The organism is Nocardioides xinjiangensis (assembly GCF_017916385.1).
Lineage (GTDB): Bacteria > Actinomycetota > Actinomycetes > Propionibacteriales > Nocardioidaceae > Nocardioides > Nocardioides xinjiangensis.
The window spans coordinates 618,692-634,595 of the sequence record NZ_JAFMSW010000001.1 but is presented as its reverse complement, the minus strand read 5'-3'; the positions used below and the strand labels follow the sequence as shown (position 1 = coordinate 634,595).

Genomic DNA, 15,904 nt, shown 5'->3' with positions numbered 1-15,904 from the left:
TGACGCCATGACTGACGCCTCCCACTCCGACCCGGACGGCGGGTCGGCGCGCCTCGCCGAGACCTTCGCCGAGGTCGAGGACGCCCTGCTGTCCCGCTGGCCCGAGACCCGGCTCGAGCCCAGCCTCGACCGGATCGAGGCCTTCACCGAGCTGCTCGGCGCGCCGCAGCGCTCCTTCCGGTCGGTGCACCTGACGGGCACCAACGGCAAGACCAGCACCAGCCGGATGATCGAGACGCTGCTGCGCGCGCTCGACCTGCGCACCGGCCGCTTCACCTCGCCGCACCTCGAGCGGATGAGCGAGCGGATCAGCATCGACGGCGAGCCGCTGGACGACGAAACGTTCGTCCGCGCGTTCAACGACGTCGCTCCCTACACGCACCTCGTCGACGCCGAGCAGGACCACCCGCTCAGCTTCTTCGAGACGATAGTGGGGATGGCCTACGCCGCGTTCGCCGACGCGCCGGTCGACGTGGCCGTGGTCGAGGTCGGCATGGGCGGCAGCTGGGACGCCACCAACGTCATCGACGCCGACGTGGCCGTCGTTCTGCCGATCGCGGTGGACCACGCGAAGTACCTCGGCGAGGACGCCGCCACGATCGCCGTCGAGAAGGCGGGGATCATCAAGCCGGGGTCCGTCGCCGTCCTGGCCGAGCAATTGCCGGAGGTCGCAGCGGTGCTCGTCGAGCGCGCCGCCGAGGTCGGCGCGACGATCGCCCGCGAGGGGATGGAGTTCGGCGTGGTGTCCCGCACGCCGGCGGTGGGCGGCCAGGTCGTCTCGCTGCAGGGGCTGCGCGGACGCTACGACGACGTCTTCCTGCCGCTCTACGGCGCCCACCAGGCGCAGAACGCCGCCGTCGCCCTCGCCGCCGTGGAGGCGTTCGGCAGCGGGGAGCTCGACGAGGACCTCGTCCGGGCGGCCTTCGCCGAGGTCACCTCGCCGGGACGGCTCGAGATCGTCCGGCGCAGCCCCACGATCGTCCTCGACGCGGCCCACAACCCGCACGGCGCGGAGGCTGCGGCCGCCGCGCTGGAGGACTCGTTCTCGTTCAGCCCGCTGGTCGGGGTGATGGGCGTGATGGAGGACAAGGACCACGAGAGCGTCCTGGCCGCCTTCGAGCCGCACCTGACCCACCTCGTGTGTACGCAGAACTCCACGCCGCGCGCCCTGTCCGCCGCGGCACTGGGGCGCGCGGCCGCCGAGGTGTTCGGTGAGGACCGCGTGAGCGTGGTGCCCGACCTGGCCGACGCGATCGAGCGTGCGGCCACGCTCGCCGAGGCCGGCGAGGCCATCGACGTGTCGATCGGCGCCGGCGCCGTGCTCGTCACCGGGTCGGTGGTCACCGTCGGCGAGGCGCGCACGCTGCTGGTGGGTCGCCGATGAGCGGCCCGGACCCGCAGCCGGTGCCGACCAACACCGAGCGCTCGCCCCGGCGAGGCATGGCTGCCGCCGTGCTGAGCCTGGAGGCGATCACGCTCGGTCTCACGACGCCGGTGATGATCACCATCGCCGACGTCGACTCCGGCACCGCCATGGCCGTCGGGCTCGGGCTGGCGCTCGTGTGCCTGCTGCTCGCCGGAGCGCTGCGCGCCGAGTGGGCCTACCTCGCGGGGTACGTCGTGCAGGCCGCCGCGATCGGCCTCGGGTTCGTCGTCCCGGTGATGTTCGCCCTCGGCGCGGTGTTCGCGGCGCTGTGGACGGCGGCGGACCTGCTCGGCCGCAAGATCGAGCGGGAGCGCGCCGCCGCGTGGGCGGCGTACCGCGCCGAGCAGGCGCCGGGGGAGTGACCCGGCTCACCGGCGCTGCCGGCGCTGACTAGGCTGCTCGCATGACCGACGTCCAGCGCTCCCTCGTCCTCGTCAAGCCCGACGGCGTGCGCCGCGGCCTCTCGGGCGAGATCCTGCGCCGCGTCGAGGCGAAGGGCTACACGCTCGCGGCCGTCGAGCTGCGCACCGCGACGCCCGAGATCCTCGCCGCGCACTACGCCGAGCACGAGGGCAAGCCGTTCTACGGCCCGCTCGTGGAATTCATGCTGTCGGGCCCGGTGCTCGCCGTCGTGATCGAGGGGCAGCGCTGCATCGAGGGGTTCCGCTCGCTCGCCGGTGCCACCGACCCGACCGTCGCCGCTCCCGGGACGATCCGCGGCGACCTCGGCCGCGACTGGGGCCTGGCCGTCCAGCAGAACCTCGTGCACGGCTCGGACTCCGAGGAGTCGGCCGCCCGGGAGATCGGCATCTGGTTCCCCGCGCTCGCCCGCTGAGCCTCCGGTCCCTCCTGCCCCGGAAATCTTCCGCTTAAGCGGGGGATTGCGAACTTCCCGTGGTCTGCATGCCCCTGGAAGTTCGCACTCCCCCGCATAAGCGGGGGATCAGGGGACAGGTGGTACGACGTGCGGCGGGCCGCGCGTGTCCTGCCGGGATCACCCCGCCGCGCTCCCTACCCTGAACGTGGGTCGGTGGGAGCGCTGCTGACCCCTCTTCCCGGTACCACTGACCTCGAGGGCACCAGCGGCATGGCAAACAGCTTCATCGGCCGAGACATGGCCGTCGACCTCGGCACCGCGAACACGCTGGTCTACGTCCGCGGCAAGGGCGTCGTGCTCGACGAGCCGTCCGTCGTGGCGATGAACACCACGACCGGCGAGGTCCTCGCGGTCGGGCACGAGGCGAAGCGGATGATCGGGCGCACCCCCGACAACATCGCCGCCATCCGGCCGCTGCAGGACGGCGTGATCGCCGACTTCGAGGCGACCGAGCAGATGCTGCGCTACTTCATCCACCAGGTGCACCGGCGCCGCTACTTCGCCAAGCCCCGCATGGTGATCTGCGTGCCGAGCGGCATCACGGCCGTCGAGCAGCGCGCGGTCAAGGAGGCCGGCTACCAGGCCGGCGCCCGCCGGGTCTACATCGTCGAGGAGCCGATGGCCGCCGCGATCGGCGCCGGGCTGCCGGTCCACGAGGCCACCGGCAACATGGTCGTCGACGTCGGCGGGGGGACCACGGAGGTCGCCGTCATCAGCCTCGGCGGCATCGTCACCAGCCTCTCGGTGCGCACCGCCGGCGACGACCTCGACCAGGCGATCATCGCCTGGATGAAGAAGGAGTACTCCCTGATGCTGGGGGAGCGCACCGCCGAGGAGATGAAGATGACCCTCGGCTCGGCCTTCCCCCTGCCCAGCGAGCCCGACGCCGAGATCCGCGGCCGCGACATGGTCTCCGGGCTGCCGCGCACCGTCGTGGTGTCCAGCTCGGAGCTGCGCCAGGCCCTCGAGGAGCCGCTGCACAACATCGTCGACGCGGTGCGCACGACCCTCGACCAGACGCCACCCGAGCTGGCCGGCGACATCATGGACCGCGGGATCGTGCTCACCGGCGGCGGCGCCATGCTCCGCGGCCTCGACGAGCGGCTGCGCCACGAGACCGGCATGCCGGTCCACGTCGCCGACGACCCCCTCTCCTCGGTGGCCTACGGCGCCGGCAAGTGCGTCGAGGAGTTCGAGGCGCTGCAGCAGGTCCTCGTCTCGGACCCGAGGCGCTTCTGATGGGCGCGCTCGGGGGACACGACGGCCGCGAGCGCCGGTGGACCGGCCTCGACCGGCTCGAGTCGCGGCGGCCGCCGCGCTCGCTGCTCGTCGCGCTCGTGCTGGCCAGCATCACGCTCATCACGCTGGACGTCTCGGGCGGCGGCAGCTCCCCGCTCGAGCCGGCCCGTCGCGTCGTCGGCGAGGCGTTCGGCCCTGCGGAGGCGACCGTCGCCGCCGCGGTGCGCCCGTTCACCGCCGTGCCGACGTGGTTCCGCAGCAAGGGTGACCTGGCCGACCAGGTGCGCGACCTGGAGGCCAGCAACGCCGAGCTGCGCGGCCGGGTCGAGCTCGCCGGCTTCGAGCGCAACCGGCTCGAGCAGTACGACGGGCTGACGACCGCGGCGGAGGACCTCGGGTCCGCGCTGGTCCCGGCCCGCGTGGTGGCCCTCGGCTCGCGCCAGTCGCAGAGTTTCACCGTCACCATCGACGCCGGCTCCGAGGCCGGGATCGGCCCGGACATGACCGTCGTCAACAACGACGGCCTGGTCGGGCGGGTCCTGCGCGTCACGCGCAGCACCGCGACCGTGCTGCTGGTCATCGACCCCGACTCGACCGTCGGCGGCCGGGTCGGCTCGAGCATGGAGATCGGCTTCGTCACCGGCAGCGGCTCGCTGCGGCAGGAGGCGGGCCTGGACCTGCGGCTGCTCGACGACGCCTCGGTGCCCGCGCGCGGCGACACCGTAGTGACGTGGGGGAGCACCACCGGGCCGTACGCCCCCGGCGTCCCCATCGGCACGATCACCGAGGTCTACAGCTCCCTGCGCGAGGCGACGCAGCGTGCGGTCGTCGAGCCGTTCGTCGACTTCTCCGCCCTCGACGTGGTCGGCGTGATGGTCCCCAGCGGCTCGGCCAGCGACCGCGCGGTCATCGAGGCCGACGGGACGCTGCGATGACCCACCTCCGCTGGCCGGTCGCCCTGGCCGCCGTCGTCGTCGCCCTGGTCGTGCAGGTCTCCCTGTTCCCCCACGTCGCTTGGCACGGCGTCGTGCCCAACCTCTGCCTGCTCGTCGTCGTGGCCGCCGCGCTCACCGTCGAGGCGCCGTTCGCGCTGCTGCTCGGCTTCACCGCGGGGCTCGCCCTCGACCTGGCGCCGCCGGCCGACCACGTCGCCGGCCGCTGGGCGCTCGCGCTGACCGTCGCGGCGTTCCTCGCCGCCCGGGTGCGGCAGGACCAGAAGCCGAGCGCGCTGGCCGTCGTCGGCACCGTCGCCGCGGCGTCCTTCGTCGCCACGTCGCTCTTCGCGCTCAGCGGCGTCCTGCTCCGGGACCCCGCGACGTCGGTCGCCGGGCTGCTCGAGGTCGTCCTGGTCGCGCTGGTGTGGGACGTGCTGCTGACGCCGTTCGTGCTGCCGCCGCTGATGCGGCTGTTCGCCCGCCTCGACCCGCAGTGGGCGACCTCGTGAGTCCCGCGACGCACCGCACCCGGCTCCGCCTGGTGGTCGTGCAGGCGCTCGTGTTCTCGCTCTTCGCGACCCTGTTCGTGCGGCTCTACTACCTCCAGGTCATCGGCGGGGAGTCCTACCAGGCCCAGGCGGCCGACCAGTCCGTCCGCGACATCGTCGTCCAGCCGCAGCGCGGGCTCATCGTGGACAGCCAGGGCCGTCCGCTGGTCGCCAACCGGACCTCGTGGGTCATCTCGGTCGACCGGACGCTGCTCGGCAAGCTCGAGGAGGACCAGCGCACCGAGCTCGTGCGCCGGGTGGCCGTCGTCGTCGGCGCGACGCCCGAGGACGTCGAGGCCCGGCTGGTCACGTGCGGCGACCCGGGCAGCGTCCGCGACGTCTGCTGGAACGGCTCGCCCTACCAGCCGGTGCCGGTCGCGACCGACGTCACGAAGGGCGTCGCGCTGCGGGTGCTGGAGCAGCCGGAGGACTACCCGGGGGTCCTCGCCGAGCAGCAGAGCGTGCGCTCCTACCCCCGACCGTTCGGCATCAACCTCGCGCACGTGCTGGGCTACCTCAGCCCGGTCACGGAGGAGGAGTACGACCTCGCTGCCGAGCGCGACGACCGCTCGCTCAACGGCGCCTCGGTCGTGGGCCGCGCCGGCGTCGAGAAGGAGTACGACGAGTGGCTGCGCGGGCTGCCCGGCTACCGCCGCGTCGCCGTGGACTCCATGGGCCGCGTGCTGGGCGACGACTCCCTCGTCGAGAGCACGCCGGGCGACACGCTGGTCACCTCGATCGACGCGAAGGTGCAGGCGGTCGTGGAGAAGCAGCTCGCCGAGCGGATCGCCCACCAGCGCACCCAGGTGGACCCGGTGACGGGTCGGCGGTTCGCGGCGGACTCCGGCGCCGCGGTCGTCCTGGACGCCAGGACCGGGCGGGTCGTGGCGATGGCCAGTCAGCCGACGTACGACCCCGACGTGTGGACCGGGGGCATCAGCGAGGAGCAGCTGAGGCGGCTCTACTCCGAGCAGGCCGGCACCCCGCTGCTCTCGCGCGCCACCCAGGGCCAGTTCGCGCCCGGCTCGACGTGGAAGCCGTTCATGACCGCCGGAGCGCTCACCAACGGCTACTCGACCGACACCACGCTGCCGTGCTCGTCGGGCTTCCAGGTCGGCAACCGCGTGTTCAAGAACTACGAGTCCGGCGCCTACGGCGACATCGGCTTCGCCAAGGCCCTCGAGGTCTCCTGCAACACCTTCTTCTACCGCATCGGCTACGACTTCTGGCAGCGGTTCGGCAGCGACCCCGCCGACATCGACGCCAAGGACCCGCTGGTCGCGGAGGCCAAGGAGTTCGGCTTCGGGTCGCGCACCGGCATCGACCTCCCCGGCGAGGCGCCCGGCCGGATCGCCGACCGCCAGTGGAAGCAGGACTACTACGAGTCGCAGAAGGACTACTACTGCGAGCTCAGCTACAAGCCGCAGACGCCGGACACCAGCGACTTCGTCTACCGGTTCGCGCGCGAGTTCTGCCTCGAGGGCAACCTCTACCGCGCCGGGGACGCCGTGAACTTCTCGATCGGGCAGGGCGACACGATCGTGACGCCGCTCCAGCTGGCCCGCGCCTACGCCGCGCTCAGCAACGGCGGCACGCTGTGGGTCCCCACCGTCGCCAAGGCGGTCGTCAGCCCGGAGGGCGAGGTCCTGCGCCGGATCGCGCCGCGCAAGGCCGGTCGCGTCGACGTGCCGCAGAGGTACCTCGACTACATCGACCGGGCCCTGCAGGACGTCACCCGCGTGGGCACGATGGCCTGGAAGATGGGCGGATTCCCGCTCGACCGGGTCACCATCCGGGCCAAGACCGGGTCCGCCGAGGTCTACGGCAAGCAGTCGACCGGCTGGGTCGCCTCGTACTCCGAGGACTACGTGGTGGTGATGATGATCAGCCAGGGCGGCACCGGGTCGGGGTCCACCGGCGACGGCATCCGCGCGATCTGGGAGGCGCTGTACGGCGTCGACGGCGAGACCGTGCGCCCCGCCCGCGCCGCCACGCCCGGCACGGTCCCGCCCGCGCGGCTGCCCGACTTCCTCGACGACGGCTCCATCATGCCGCCGGTCCCGGCCGGGACGGAGCGAACGCCGTGACGATCACCTCCAGCCGCCCCACGGGGCGTCCCGCACGCCCGGGCCAACCCACCCTGACCTCGCGCGCCCCGGGCCTCGACTGGCTGCTGATGGTGGCGACCCTCGCGCTAGTCACCCTCGGCACCCTGCTCGTGTGGTCGGCCACCTCGACCCGTGCCGACCTCACCGGCGGCGACCCCAACGCCTACCTGCGCAAGCAGCTCGTCAACGTCGCGATCGGACTCGTGCTCATGGTGGCCGTGCTGGCCACCGACCACCGCTGGGTACGCATCCTGGCGCCGCTGGCGTACCTCGCGAGCGTCGGCGGCCTCGTCATGGTGCTCGTCGCGGGCAGCACGATCAACGGCTCCCGGTCGTGGATCCAGCTGGGCGGCATGTCGATCCAGCCCTCGGAGCTGGCCAAGCTCGCGGTGGTCATCGGCATGGCGCTGGTCGTCGCCGAGCGCACCGAGCGCCGCTGGGGGCGGGGGGTCCGCAGCCTCGAGGTCGTCGCGATGCTCGCCATCGCCGGTGTGCCCGCGGTCCTCATCCTGCTCCAGCCCGACCTCGGCACGATGCTGGTGCTGGCCGCGACCGTCTTCGGTGTGCTCGCCGTCGCCGGCGCCGGGAGGCTGTGGCTCGCCGGGCTCACCCTCGCCGGCGTCGCCGGCGCCGTCGTCGCGGTGTCGGCGGGCGTGCTGAAGCCCTACCAGCTCGACCGGTTCATGGCCTTCACCAACCCCGACCTCGACCCGCGCGGCGCCGGCTACAACACCGAGCAGGCGCGCATCGCCGTCGGCAACGGGGGCCTGTTCGGCCAGGGCCTCTTCGACGGCTCCCAGACCCGCTCGGGGTTCGTGCCCGAGCAGCACACCGACTTCATCTTCACCGTCGCCGGGGAGGAGCTCGGCCTCGTGGGCGCCGGGCTGCTGATCCTGCTGCTCGCCCTGGTGATCTGGCGCGCGCTGGCCATCTCCGCCCGTGCCGGCGACCTCTTCGGCCGGGTGGCCGCCGCCGGCATCGCCTGCTGGTGGGGCTTCCAGGCGTTCCAGAACATCGGCATGTGCCTGGGCATCATGCCCGTGACCGGCGTGCCGCTGCCGTTCGTGTCCTACGGCGGCAGCTCGCTCTTCGCCGGCATGCTCGCCCTCGGCCTGCTCCAGAACATCCACCTGAGGTCGGCCGACGCGGGGCGTCGCTGAGCCCGGTCGTAACGGACGCGGCGCCTCGGTGAGTAGGCCGCAGCGCCGGCTCCGACGTACCCTTGTGGGTCGGCGCCGTCGCGCCGCCCCGATCCTTCCCCCGGTTCCGTGTCCCCGATCTTGTCGAGGTGTTCTGCGCATGTCCGTCGCGTCGGTGTTCCCGCGCCTGGAGGCGAAGCTGCCGACGGTGCAGAAGCCCATCCAGTACGTCGGCGGCGAGCTGAACTCGGTCGTCAAGGACTGGGACTGCGCCGAGGTGTCGGGGACCGGCGGCCCCACGGTCCGCTGGGCGCTGATGTACCCCGACGCCTACGAGGTCGGCCTGCCCAACCAGGGAGTCCAGATCCTCTACGAGGTCCTCAACGAGCGCGACTGGATCCTCGCCGAGCGCACCTACTCGGTGTGGCCCGACATGGAGCGGGTGATGCGCGAGGGTGACGAGCACGGCCCGATCCCGCAGTTCACCGTCGACAGCCACCGCCCGGTCCGCGCGTTCGACGTCCTGGGCCTGAGCTTCTCGACCGAGCTCGGCTACACCAACATGCTCAACGCCCTGGACCTCGCCGGGATCCCGCTGCACGCGGCGGAGCGCGGGGAGGACGATCCCGTCGTCATCGCCGGCGGCCACGCGGCCTTCAACCCCGAGCCGATCGCCGACTTCGTCGACGCCGCGGTGCTCGGCGACGGCGAGGAGGTCGTGCTGGCGATCTCCGAGGTCGTGCGCGAGTGGAAGGCCGAGGACCGCCCCGGCGGCCGCGAGGAGCTGCTGCGCCGGCTCGCGGTGACGGGCAACATCTACGTCCCGCGCTTCTACGACGTGGCGTACGCCGCCGACGGGTCGATCGAGGCCGTCGTGCCGAACCGCCCCGGGATCCCCTTCCGCGTGCGCAAGCACACGCTGATGGACCTCGACCAGTGGCCCTACCCGGCGAACCCGCTGGTGCCGCTCGCGGAGACGGTGCACGAGCGCTTCTCCGTGGAGATCTTCCGCGGCTGCACCCGCGGCTGCCGCTTCTGCCAGGCCGGGATGATCACCCGCCCGGTGCGCGAGCGGTCGATCAAGACCATCGGCGACATGGTGGAGAACGGCATCCGCAAGTCCGGGTTCGAGGAGGTCGGGCTGCTGTCGCTGTCCAGCGCCGACCACACCGAGATCGGCGACGTCGCCAAGGGCCTCGCCGACCGCTACGAGGGCTCCAACGTCTCGCTGTCGCTGCCCAGCACGCGCGTCGACGCCTTCAACATCACCCTCGCCAACGAGTTCTCGCGCAACGGCCGCCGCTCCGGCCTGACCTTCGCCCCCGAGGGCGGCTCGGAGCGCATGCGCAAGGTGATCAACAAGATGGTCACCGAGGAGGACCTCATCCGCACCGTCGCGGCGGCGTACTCCCACGGCTGGCGTCAGGTGAAGCTGTACTTCATGTGCGGCCTCCCGCGGGAGACCGACGACGACGTGCTCGCCATCGCCGACCTCGCCAAGCGCGTCATCGCCAAGGGTCGCGAGGTCTCCGGCCGCAACGACATCCGCTGCACCGTCTCGATCGGCGGGTTCGTGCCCAAGCCGCACACCCCGTTCCAGTGGGCACCGCAGCTCGACCACGAGGCCACCGACGAGCGGCTGCGGCTGCTGCGCGAGGTGGTGCGCCAGGACAAGAAGTACGCCCGGGCGATCGGCTTCCGCTACCACGACGGCAAGCCCGGCATCGTCGAGGGCCTGCTCTCGCGCGGCGACCGCCGGGTCGGGCGGGTCATCGAGCAGGTGTGGCGCGACGGCGGCCGGTTCGACGGCTGGAGCGAGCACTTCTCCTACGACCGCTGGATGGCGTCGGCCGAGCGGGCGCTCGCCGGCACCGGGGTCGACGTCGACTGGTACACCACCCGCGAGCGCGACTACGACGAGGTGCTGCCGTGGGAGCACCTCGACTCGGGTCTCGACAAGGACTGGCTGTGGGGCGACTGGGAGGACGCCCTCGCGGCCGCCGACGGCGCCGACATCGAGGTCGAGGACTGCCGCTGGACGCCCTGCTACGACTGTGGTGTGTGCCCGGAGATGGGCACCGAGATCCAGGTGGGCCCGACCGGGCAGAAGCTGCTGCCGCTCAGCGTCGTCTGAGGGCAGCGGACACCGCGCGCCGGTGTCGGCCGCATGGCACAATCCCGGCTCGTGTCCCACGTGCTGGACCTTGCGTCCCGGAAGCTCTGGCACCTCACCGGGCGCGAGGTCGACCTCGGCGGTCCCGAGCGCTGGCTCGACGCACCCGTGAGCCGGTCACCACGGGTCGACGACGAGTGGCTCGCGGCCGAGGCCGCCCGGCACGGCGGCTTGCCGGGGGGAGCGGACCCCGACGCCGGCCTGCTGCCCTCGATGGCGGTCCTGGACGGTCCGGGGTTCGACGCTCGGCGCCTTCGCGCGGAGGTGCGTGACTTCTACGAGCACACGGCGGCCTGGCGGATGGAGGTGTGGACCGGCTGGTCGCCGCTCTTCTGGCCTGCCGGCGAGCTGGTCTCGCGACTGTGGTTCCGGCGCGTCGAGCAGCTCGCCCTGCCGATGCGCCCCCTCGACGTCGCCCGCGGCATGGACAGCCGGGTCACGCCGATCCGCGACGGGCAGGGTCGCCAGGTCGCGGCGGCGTGGACGCGCACGCTGCGCGCGAGCGGGAGGCCGGTGTTCAGCGGTGCCTACTCCGCGCGCGCCCTGCCGGGCGCGGACCGGCCCAGCGTGCACGTCGCGTTCCCGCTCGAGTCGGGCAACGTCCAGGTGTTCCTTCGCCCATCCGTCACCAGCGACGGCGGGCTCGTCCTGCAGTCGCCGGCCGGCCGGTTCGGCCGGGACGGCGCCTACGTCGTCGTCCAGGACCGGCGCTCCCACGCCGCCCGCCTGCCGCTGCACGAGACCTTCCACCTCTACGTGGAACCCGACGGGGTGCTGCGGACCGACCACGAGCTGCGGGTCTGGGGCGCGTCCGCCGTCAGGCTCCACTACAGGCTCGAGCGCGTGCGGTGACCCTTCACAGCTTCCACCTCGCCGTGGTCCCGCGAGGCGTCGGCGCCCGGGCGCTCGCCCGGCCCCCCGCCGCGTCCACCCCCGGGCTCGACCACGCCGAGTGCCTCTCGCTCATGCGCCTCGGCGCTCCGATCGTGTCGCCGGACCGGCTGCAGCTCGGACGGCTGGCGGTCTTCGCGCAGTGGCGCGACGAGGCGTCGCTGGAGCGGTTCCTCGCCTGGGACCGCCTCGGTCGCGAGCTCGCCCGCGGCTGGCACGTCCGCCTCGACTTCCTGCGCCGCTGGTCGACCATCGCCGCCCTGCCCGGCCTGCCGGTGCGCGCCGGCGCGTGGCACCAGGACGAGCCCGTCGTGGCGGTGACCCTGGCCCGGATGCGCGTGCCCGAGCTGCCGCGGTTCCTCCGTAGCGGCAGGCCGGTCGAGCGACTGGTCCGCGACCACCCGGGCACCACCTTGGCGGTCGCCGCGCTGCGACCGCCTCGCACGATCTCGACGTTCTCGGTGTGGCGCACCGTGCGCGAGATGGAGGAGATGGTGCACGGGCGCTCCGACGTGCCCGACCCGTCGCGCCACGCGGCGGCGATGGCCGAGCGCGAACGTCGCGACTTCCACCACGAGTTCGCGACGTTGCGCTTCCGGCCGCTGTCCGAGCACGGCGCGTGGGAAGGTCGCAGCGGCATCGTCCCGTCGGCCTGAGGCGGAGCGGCCCGCGGCCCGACACCGGGAAGGGCGCTGCGCAACGTATAGCCTGAGCCCCGCACATCGCCGGCCGTCAGACAGGGGAGCGCTCACATGAGCGAGGGAACGCGCTCGGAGGATTACTCCGGCACCTACTACAACGACGCACACCTGGGCGGCTACGACAACTACACGTGGGACAACGAGGAGTGGCGCGCGTTCTTCCACTCGCTCGCCGACCGTGTCGTGGCGATCGCCAATCCGCGCTCCGTCCTCGACGTGGGGTGCGCCCGAGGGCTGTTCGTGCAGGCATTGGCGGCCAAGGGCGTGGAGGCGTCCGGAATCGACATCTCCGAGCACGCCATCGCCAGCGCGCACGCCGACGTGCGCGACCGGCTGCGTGTCGCATCGGCCACCGCTCCACTCGGCGGTCGCTACGACCTGGTGACCTTCATCGAGGTGATCGAGCACATGAGCCCGGCGGACGCCCAGCTCGCCCTCGACAACATCACCGCCGCCACCGACCTCGTGCTGTTCTCCTCCAGTCCGGGCGACCACGACGAGCCCACCCACATCAACACGCGTCCCACGGCTCAGTGGGCGGCCTGGTTCGCCGAGCGCGGGTTCTTCCGCCGCACCGACGTGGACCTGTCGTTCCTCTCGCCGTGGGCGGTCCTGTTCGAGCGCGGAGAGCTCACCCTGCGGACGCTGACCCAGCGCTACGAGCAGCAGTTCGCGGTGGTCAACACCGAGCTGATGGAGAAGAGGCAGGCCCTGCTCGAGTCGCACCGCCGCATCAGCTCGCTCAACGACCAGCTCGAGTCCGGCGTGTCCGGCAAGGTGGCCGAGCAGGCGGCTCTGGTCCGGCAGTGGGAGGCGGAGGTGCTCGAGGCCCGCCACCAGCTGCTGACCACGCGCGACCACGTGGTCGGCACCGAGGCAGAGGTGGCCCGACTCACCCGGGACAACGAGCGCCTCCGCGGCGACCTCGCGCGGGCGAAGAAGCAGCTCGGCAACGTCCGCGGGCGGTTGAAGCAGATGCGGACCAGGATGGGGCGCCTGGAGCGAAGGAATCGCAAGCTCGCCGACGAGGCCGCGGCGCTCCGCAGGCGCCCGTCGTTCGCGCGGCGCGCAGCACGCAAGGCCCTGGGCCGGTGAGCGCACCCCTCTTCTCCATCGTGACCCCGGTCTACGAGCCGCCGGTCGACGTGCTCGCGGACACGATCGCCTCGGTGCTCGCGCAGGACTTCGAGGACTGGGAGTGGATCCTGGTCGACGACTGCTCGCCCAGCGAGGCGGTCCGCGACCTCATCCGCGAGCACGCCGGCCGCGACCCGCGAATCCGGCTGGTCGAGCGCGAGACCAACGGCCACATCGTCGCCGCGTCCAACGACGGGATCGAGGCGGCGCGGGGCGAGTTCATCGTGCTCCTCGATCACGACGACCTGCTCACGCCGGACGCGTTGTCGGCCAACGCGAAGCGGATCGCCCGCAACGACGACGTCGACTACCTCTACTCCGACGAGGACAAGGTCGACGACGAGGGGAACCTGTACGACGAGTTCCGCAAGCCCGACTGGTCGCCGGAGCGCCTGCGGGGCCAGATGTACACCTCGCACCTCTCCGTCATGCGCACGGAGGTCGTGCGCCGGGTCGGCGGGTTCCGCGAGGGCTACGACGGATCCCAGGACCACGACCTCGCCCTGCGGGTCGGCGAGGTCGCCCGCCGCGTCGTGCACATCCCCGAGGTGCTCTACCACTGGCGAGCGGTGGTGGGGTCCGCCTCGGCCGACATCAACGCCAAGCCCTACGCCACGATCGCGGGCGCCAAGGCTGTCCAGGATCACATGGACCGTCTCGGCCTCCCTGCCGAGGTCGGGCAGGGGCCCGTCCCCGGGCACTACCGCATCACCCGCCGGCTCGACCCCGCCACCCGCGTCTCGGTCGTCATCCCGACCATCGGCCAGTCCGCGCTCATCTGGGGCTCGCGCCGGCTCATGGTGGTGGAGGCGGTGCGCTCCCTGCTCGCGCACACCGAACACGAGAACCTCGAGATCGTCGTGGTCTACGACAAGCCCACGCCTAGGAAGGTGCTGCGGCAGCTCGAGGAGGCGGCCGGCGACAAGCTCGTCCTCGTGCGCTTCACGCGGCCGTTCAACTACAGCGAGAAGATGAACGTGGGGTGCCTGCGGGCCTCGGGCGACCGCCTGGTGTTCCTCAACGACGACGTCGAGGTGATCTCCGAGGGGTGGCTCGAGCAACTGGTCGCGCCGCTCGACGAGCCCGACGTGGGACTGACCGGCGCCCGCCTCTACTTCGGCGACGACACCGTCCAGCACGCCGGGCACGCCTACGCCCGCGGTCACTACCTCCACCCGTTCCGGGATCTGCCGCGCGAGTCCTACGGGCCCTTCGGCGCTCTCATCATCAACCGCGAGGCCAGCGGCGTGACCGCCGCGTGCGCCGCCATGCGGCGCGACACCTTCGTCCAGATCGGCGGCTTCTGCGAGGCGCTCCCGGCCAACTTCAACGACGTCGACCTGTGCTACAAGGTGCGTCGCCACGGCCAGCGCATTGTCTACGTCGCCGCCGTCGAGCTCTACCACTTCGAGTCGCGCACGCGCGAACGTGCGGTGCACGACTGGGAGCGCGACCTGGTCCGCGGCCGCTGGGGGATGCCGTTCGTCGATCCCTACGTGCCCGGTCGCGGCCGGCGTTCGCCGGCGGGGCGCAAGGGCGGTGCTCGGGCGACGGCGAGGGCGCGCGCCTAGACCGACGCTCGCTGGGGCGGTCGTGTCGGCGCCGCGAGCTCAGTAACGGTCGCCGTCCTAACGGTCGCCGTCCGCACCCTGATGCGTCCCGGCGGCCCGCTCGGGAACCTCTGCGGGCTCGCGGGTCACCTCGTAGCGCTCCTGCGCCTCGAGAACGGCGATTCGGCGCGCGAGCTTGTGGACCTGGTTCCTCGCCTCCTGGCCCCGCAGGTAGTCGTTGACGACGTAGAAGCAGAACATCACGGCGAGCAGGTAGAGCACGAGGTCGGTACCGCGGCCAACGCCGACGGTGTTCGCGACCTCCGTCACCAGTCGCGGCGAGAAGACGGCGACCAGGACGACCAGCATGAAGGTCATGAACGCGATCTTCTTGGTGGCGGACACGCCGTGGGCGGTCCGGCTGCGCAGGGCGTACAAGAAGACCGCAGCGAACGCCGCGACGAGGAGGAGCTGAACGATGATCACTGTCGACCGACCTTCCGAAGGAGCGTGTCCACCGCGATGTTGAGCGCGTTGACGCTTGCCTGGCCCTTGGAGCGGGAGTACTCGGTGTAGTGGATGGTGACCGGGACCTCGCGATAGCGGTAGCCGTTGCGCGCGATGAGCTCGACGATCTCGCTGGCGTGGGTCATGTCCGGTGCGGTGATCTCGATGGTGTCGGCGACGTGGCGGTTGAATGCCCGCAGCCCGTTGTGGGCGTCGGTGAGCCGCACGCCGGAGGTCAGGTTGCTGAAGGCGACGGCCGCGCGGAGCAGTGCCTTCTTCGCCCGGCTCGCGCCGACGGATGCGCCGAGGAAGCGGGAGCCGAGGACGATGTCGACGTCGTCGTCGTCGAGCAGGGCGACCATGCGCATGGCGTCCTCGACGAGGTGCTGTCCGTCCGCATCGAAGGTGACGAACCGGTTCACGCCGGGAAGGGAGCGCGCGAACTCGATACCGGTCTGCAGCGCGGCTCCCTGACCCATGTTGATGGGGTGGTCCACGAGGAACGCGCCCGCCTTCACGATCTCGGCCGCGGAGCCGTCGCGGCTGCCGTCGTTCACGCACACCGCGTAGGGCGTCACCTTGAGGATGTCGGCGATGACGTCGCCGATGACCGAGGCCTCGTTGTAGACCGGGACCACGAACGCCACGTCTCTCACGGGGCGTCATGCTACGG

The 15,904-nt window shown here is 72.1% G+C and carries 15 protein-coding genes; 13 read left to right on the top strand and 2 right to left on the bottom strand.

Translation table 11 applies throughout. The annotated features are described in order from the left end of the window. The first annotated feature begins 7 nt into the window (after window positions 1–7). The 13 genes from J3P32_RS03020 (at window position 8) to J3P32_RS18370 (ending at window position 14,745) form a co-directional block, all read left to right on the top strand. Window positions 8–1,384, top strand: coding sequence for a bifunctional folylpolyglutamate synthase/dihydrofolate synthase (locus J3P32_RS03020; RefSeq protein WP_210438377.1), 1,377 nt, complete (start codon window positions 8–10; stop codon window positions 1,382–1,384). After that, the gene (locus J3P32_RS03015) at window positions 1,381–1,788 is read left to right on the top strand and encodes a DUF4233 domain-containing protein (protein ID WP_246849861.1); all 408 of its coding nucleotides are present in this window, start codon (window positions 1,381–1,383) and stop codon (window positions 1,786–1,788) included. Before J3P32_RS03020 ends, J3P32_RS03015 begins: the two co-directional genes overlap by 4 nt. Before the next feature lie 41 nt (window positions 1,789–1,829). Continuing rightward, the gene (ndk, locus tag J3P32_RS03010; RefSeq protein ID WP_210438376.1) at window positions 1,830–2,261 is read left to right on the top strand and encodes a nucleoside-diphosphate kinase; all 432 of its coding nucleotides are present in this window, start codon (window positions 1,830–1,832) and stop codon (window positions 2,259–2,261) included. A 252-nt stretch (window positions 2,262–2,513) separates the two neighbouring features. Next, the gene (locus tag J3P32_RS03005) at window positions 2,514–3,542 is read left to right on the top strand and encodes a rod shape-determining protein (RefSeq protein WP_210438375.1); all 1,029 of its coding nucleotides are present in this window, start codon (window positions 2,514–2,516) and stop codon (window positions 3,540–3,542) included. Beyond that, a complete protein-coding gene (gene mreC, locus J3P32_RS03000) occupies window positions 3,542–4,477 on the top strand; it encodes a rod shape-determining protein MreC (protein ID WP_210438374.1) in 936 nt (311 codons plus the stop codon). The genes J3P32_RS03005 and mreC overlap by 1 nt, the downstream gene beginning before the upstream one ends. Further along, complete coding sequence (gene mreD / locus J3P32_RS02995; RefSeq protein WP_210438373.1) at window positions 4,474–4,986, top strand: rod shape-determining protein MreD; 513 nt, start codon at window positions 4,474–4,476, stop codon at window positions 4,984–4,986. The genes mreC and mreD overlap by 4 nt, the downstream gene beginning before the upstream one ends. After that, window positions 4,983–7,112 carry a penicillin-binding protein 2 gene (mrdA, locus tag J3P32_RS02990; RefSeq protein WP_210438372.1) on the top strand — a complete coding sequence of 710 codons (2,130 nt, stop codon included), beginning with the start codon at window positions 4,983–4,985 and terminating at the stop codon, window positions 7,110–7,112. The genes mreD and mrdA overlap by 4 nt, the downstream gene beginning before the upstream one ends. Continuing rightward, entirely contained in the window at window positions 7,109–8,293 is a 1,185-nt protein-coding gene (rodA, locus tag J3P32_RS02985; RefSeq protein WP_307861568.1) for a rod shape-determining protein RodA, read from the top strand. The genes mrdA and rodA overlap by 4 nt, the downstream gene beginning before the upstream one ends. 139 nt (window positions 8,294–8,432) lie before the next feature. Then, window positions 8,433–10,406 (top strand): TIGR03960 family B12-binding radical SAM protein, encoded by a 1,974-nt coding sequence (locus tag J3P32_RS02980; protein WP_210438371.1) that lies wholly within the window; start codon window positions 8,433–8,435, stop codon window positions 10,404–10,406. Between the two features lie 51 nt (window positions 10,407–10,457). Next, complete coding sequence (locus J3P32_RS02975; RefSeq protein WP_210438370.1) at window positions 10,458–11,297, top strand: hypothetical protein; 840 nt, start codon at window positions 10,458–10,460, stop codon at window positions 11,295–11,297. Continuing rightward, complete coding sequence (locus J3P32_RS02970) at window positions 11,294–11,992, top strand: hypothetical protein (protein WP_210438369.1); 699 nt, start codon at window positions 11,294–11,296, stop codon at window positions 11,990–11,992. The genes J3P32_RS02975 and J3P32_RS02970 overlap by 4 nt, the downstream gene beginning before the upstream one ends. Window positions 11,993–12,088: 96 nt before the next feature. Then, complete coding sequence (locus tag J3P32_RS02965) at window positions 12,089–13,132, top strand: class I SAM-dependent methyltransferase (RefSeq protein WP_210438368.1); 1,044 nt, start codon at window positions 12,089–12,091, stop codon at window positions 13,130–13,132. Next, window positions 13,129–14,745, top strand: coding sequence for a glycosyltransferase family 2 protein (locus J3P32_RS18370; RefSeq protein ID WP_210438367.1), 1,617 nt, complete (start codon window positions 13,129–13,131; stop codon window positions 14,743–14,745). Before J3P32_RS02965 ends, J3P32_RS18370 begins: the two co-directional genes overlap by 4 nt. 57 nt (window positions 14,746–14,802) lie before the next feature. Here the strand turns inward: J3P32_RS18370 and J3P32_RS02955 are convergent, their stop codons facing one another. Together J3P32_RS02955 and J3P32_RS02950 are read right to left on the bottom strand one after the other, a co-directional pair. Then, window positions 14,803–15,210, bottom strand: a complete 408-nt coding sequence (locus J3P32_RS02955; RefSeq protein WP_210438366.1) for a DUF2304 domain-containing protein — start codon at window positions 15,208–15,210, stop codon at window positions 14,803–14,805. Next, the gene (locus J3P32_RS02950) at window positions 15,207–15,887 is read right to left on the bottom strand and encodes a glycosyltransferase family 2 protein (RefSeq protein WP_210438365.1); all 681 of its coding nucleotides are present in this window, start codon (window positions 15,885–15,887) and stop codon (window positions 15,207–15,209) included. The genes J3P32_RS02955 and J3P32_RS02950 overlap by 4 nt, the downstream gene beginning before the upstream one ends. Window positions 15,888–15,904 lie beyond the last annotated feature (17 nt).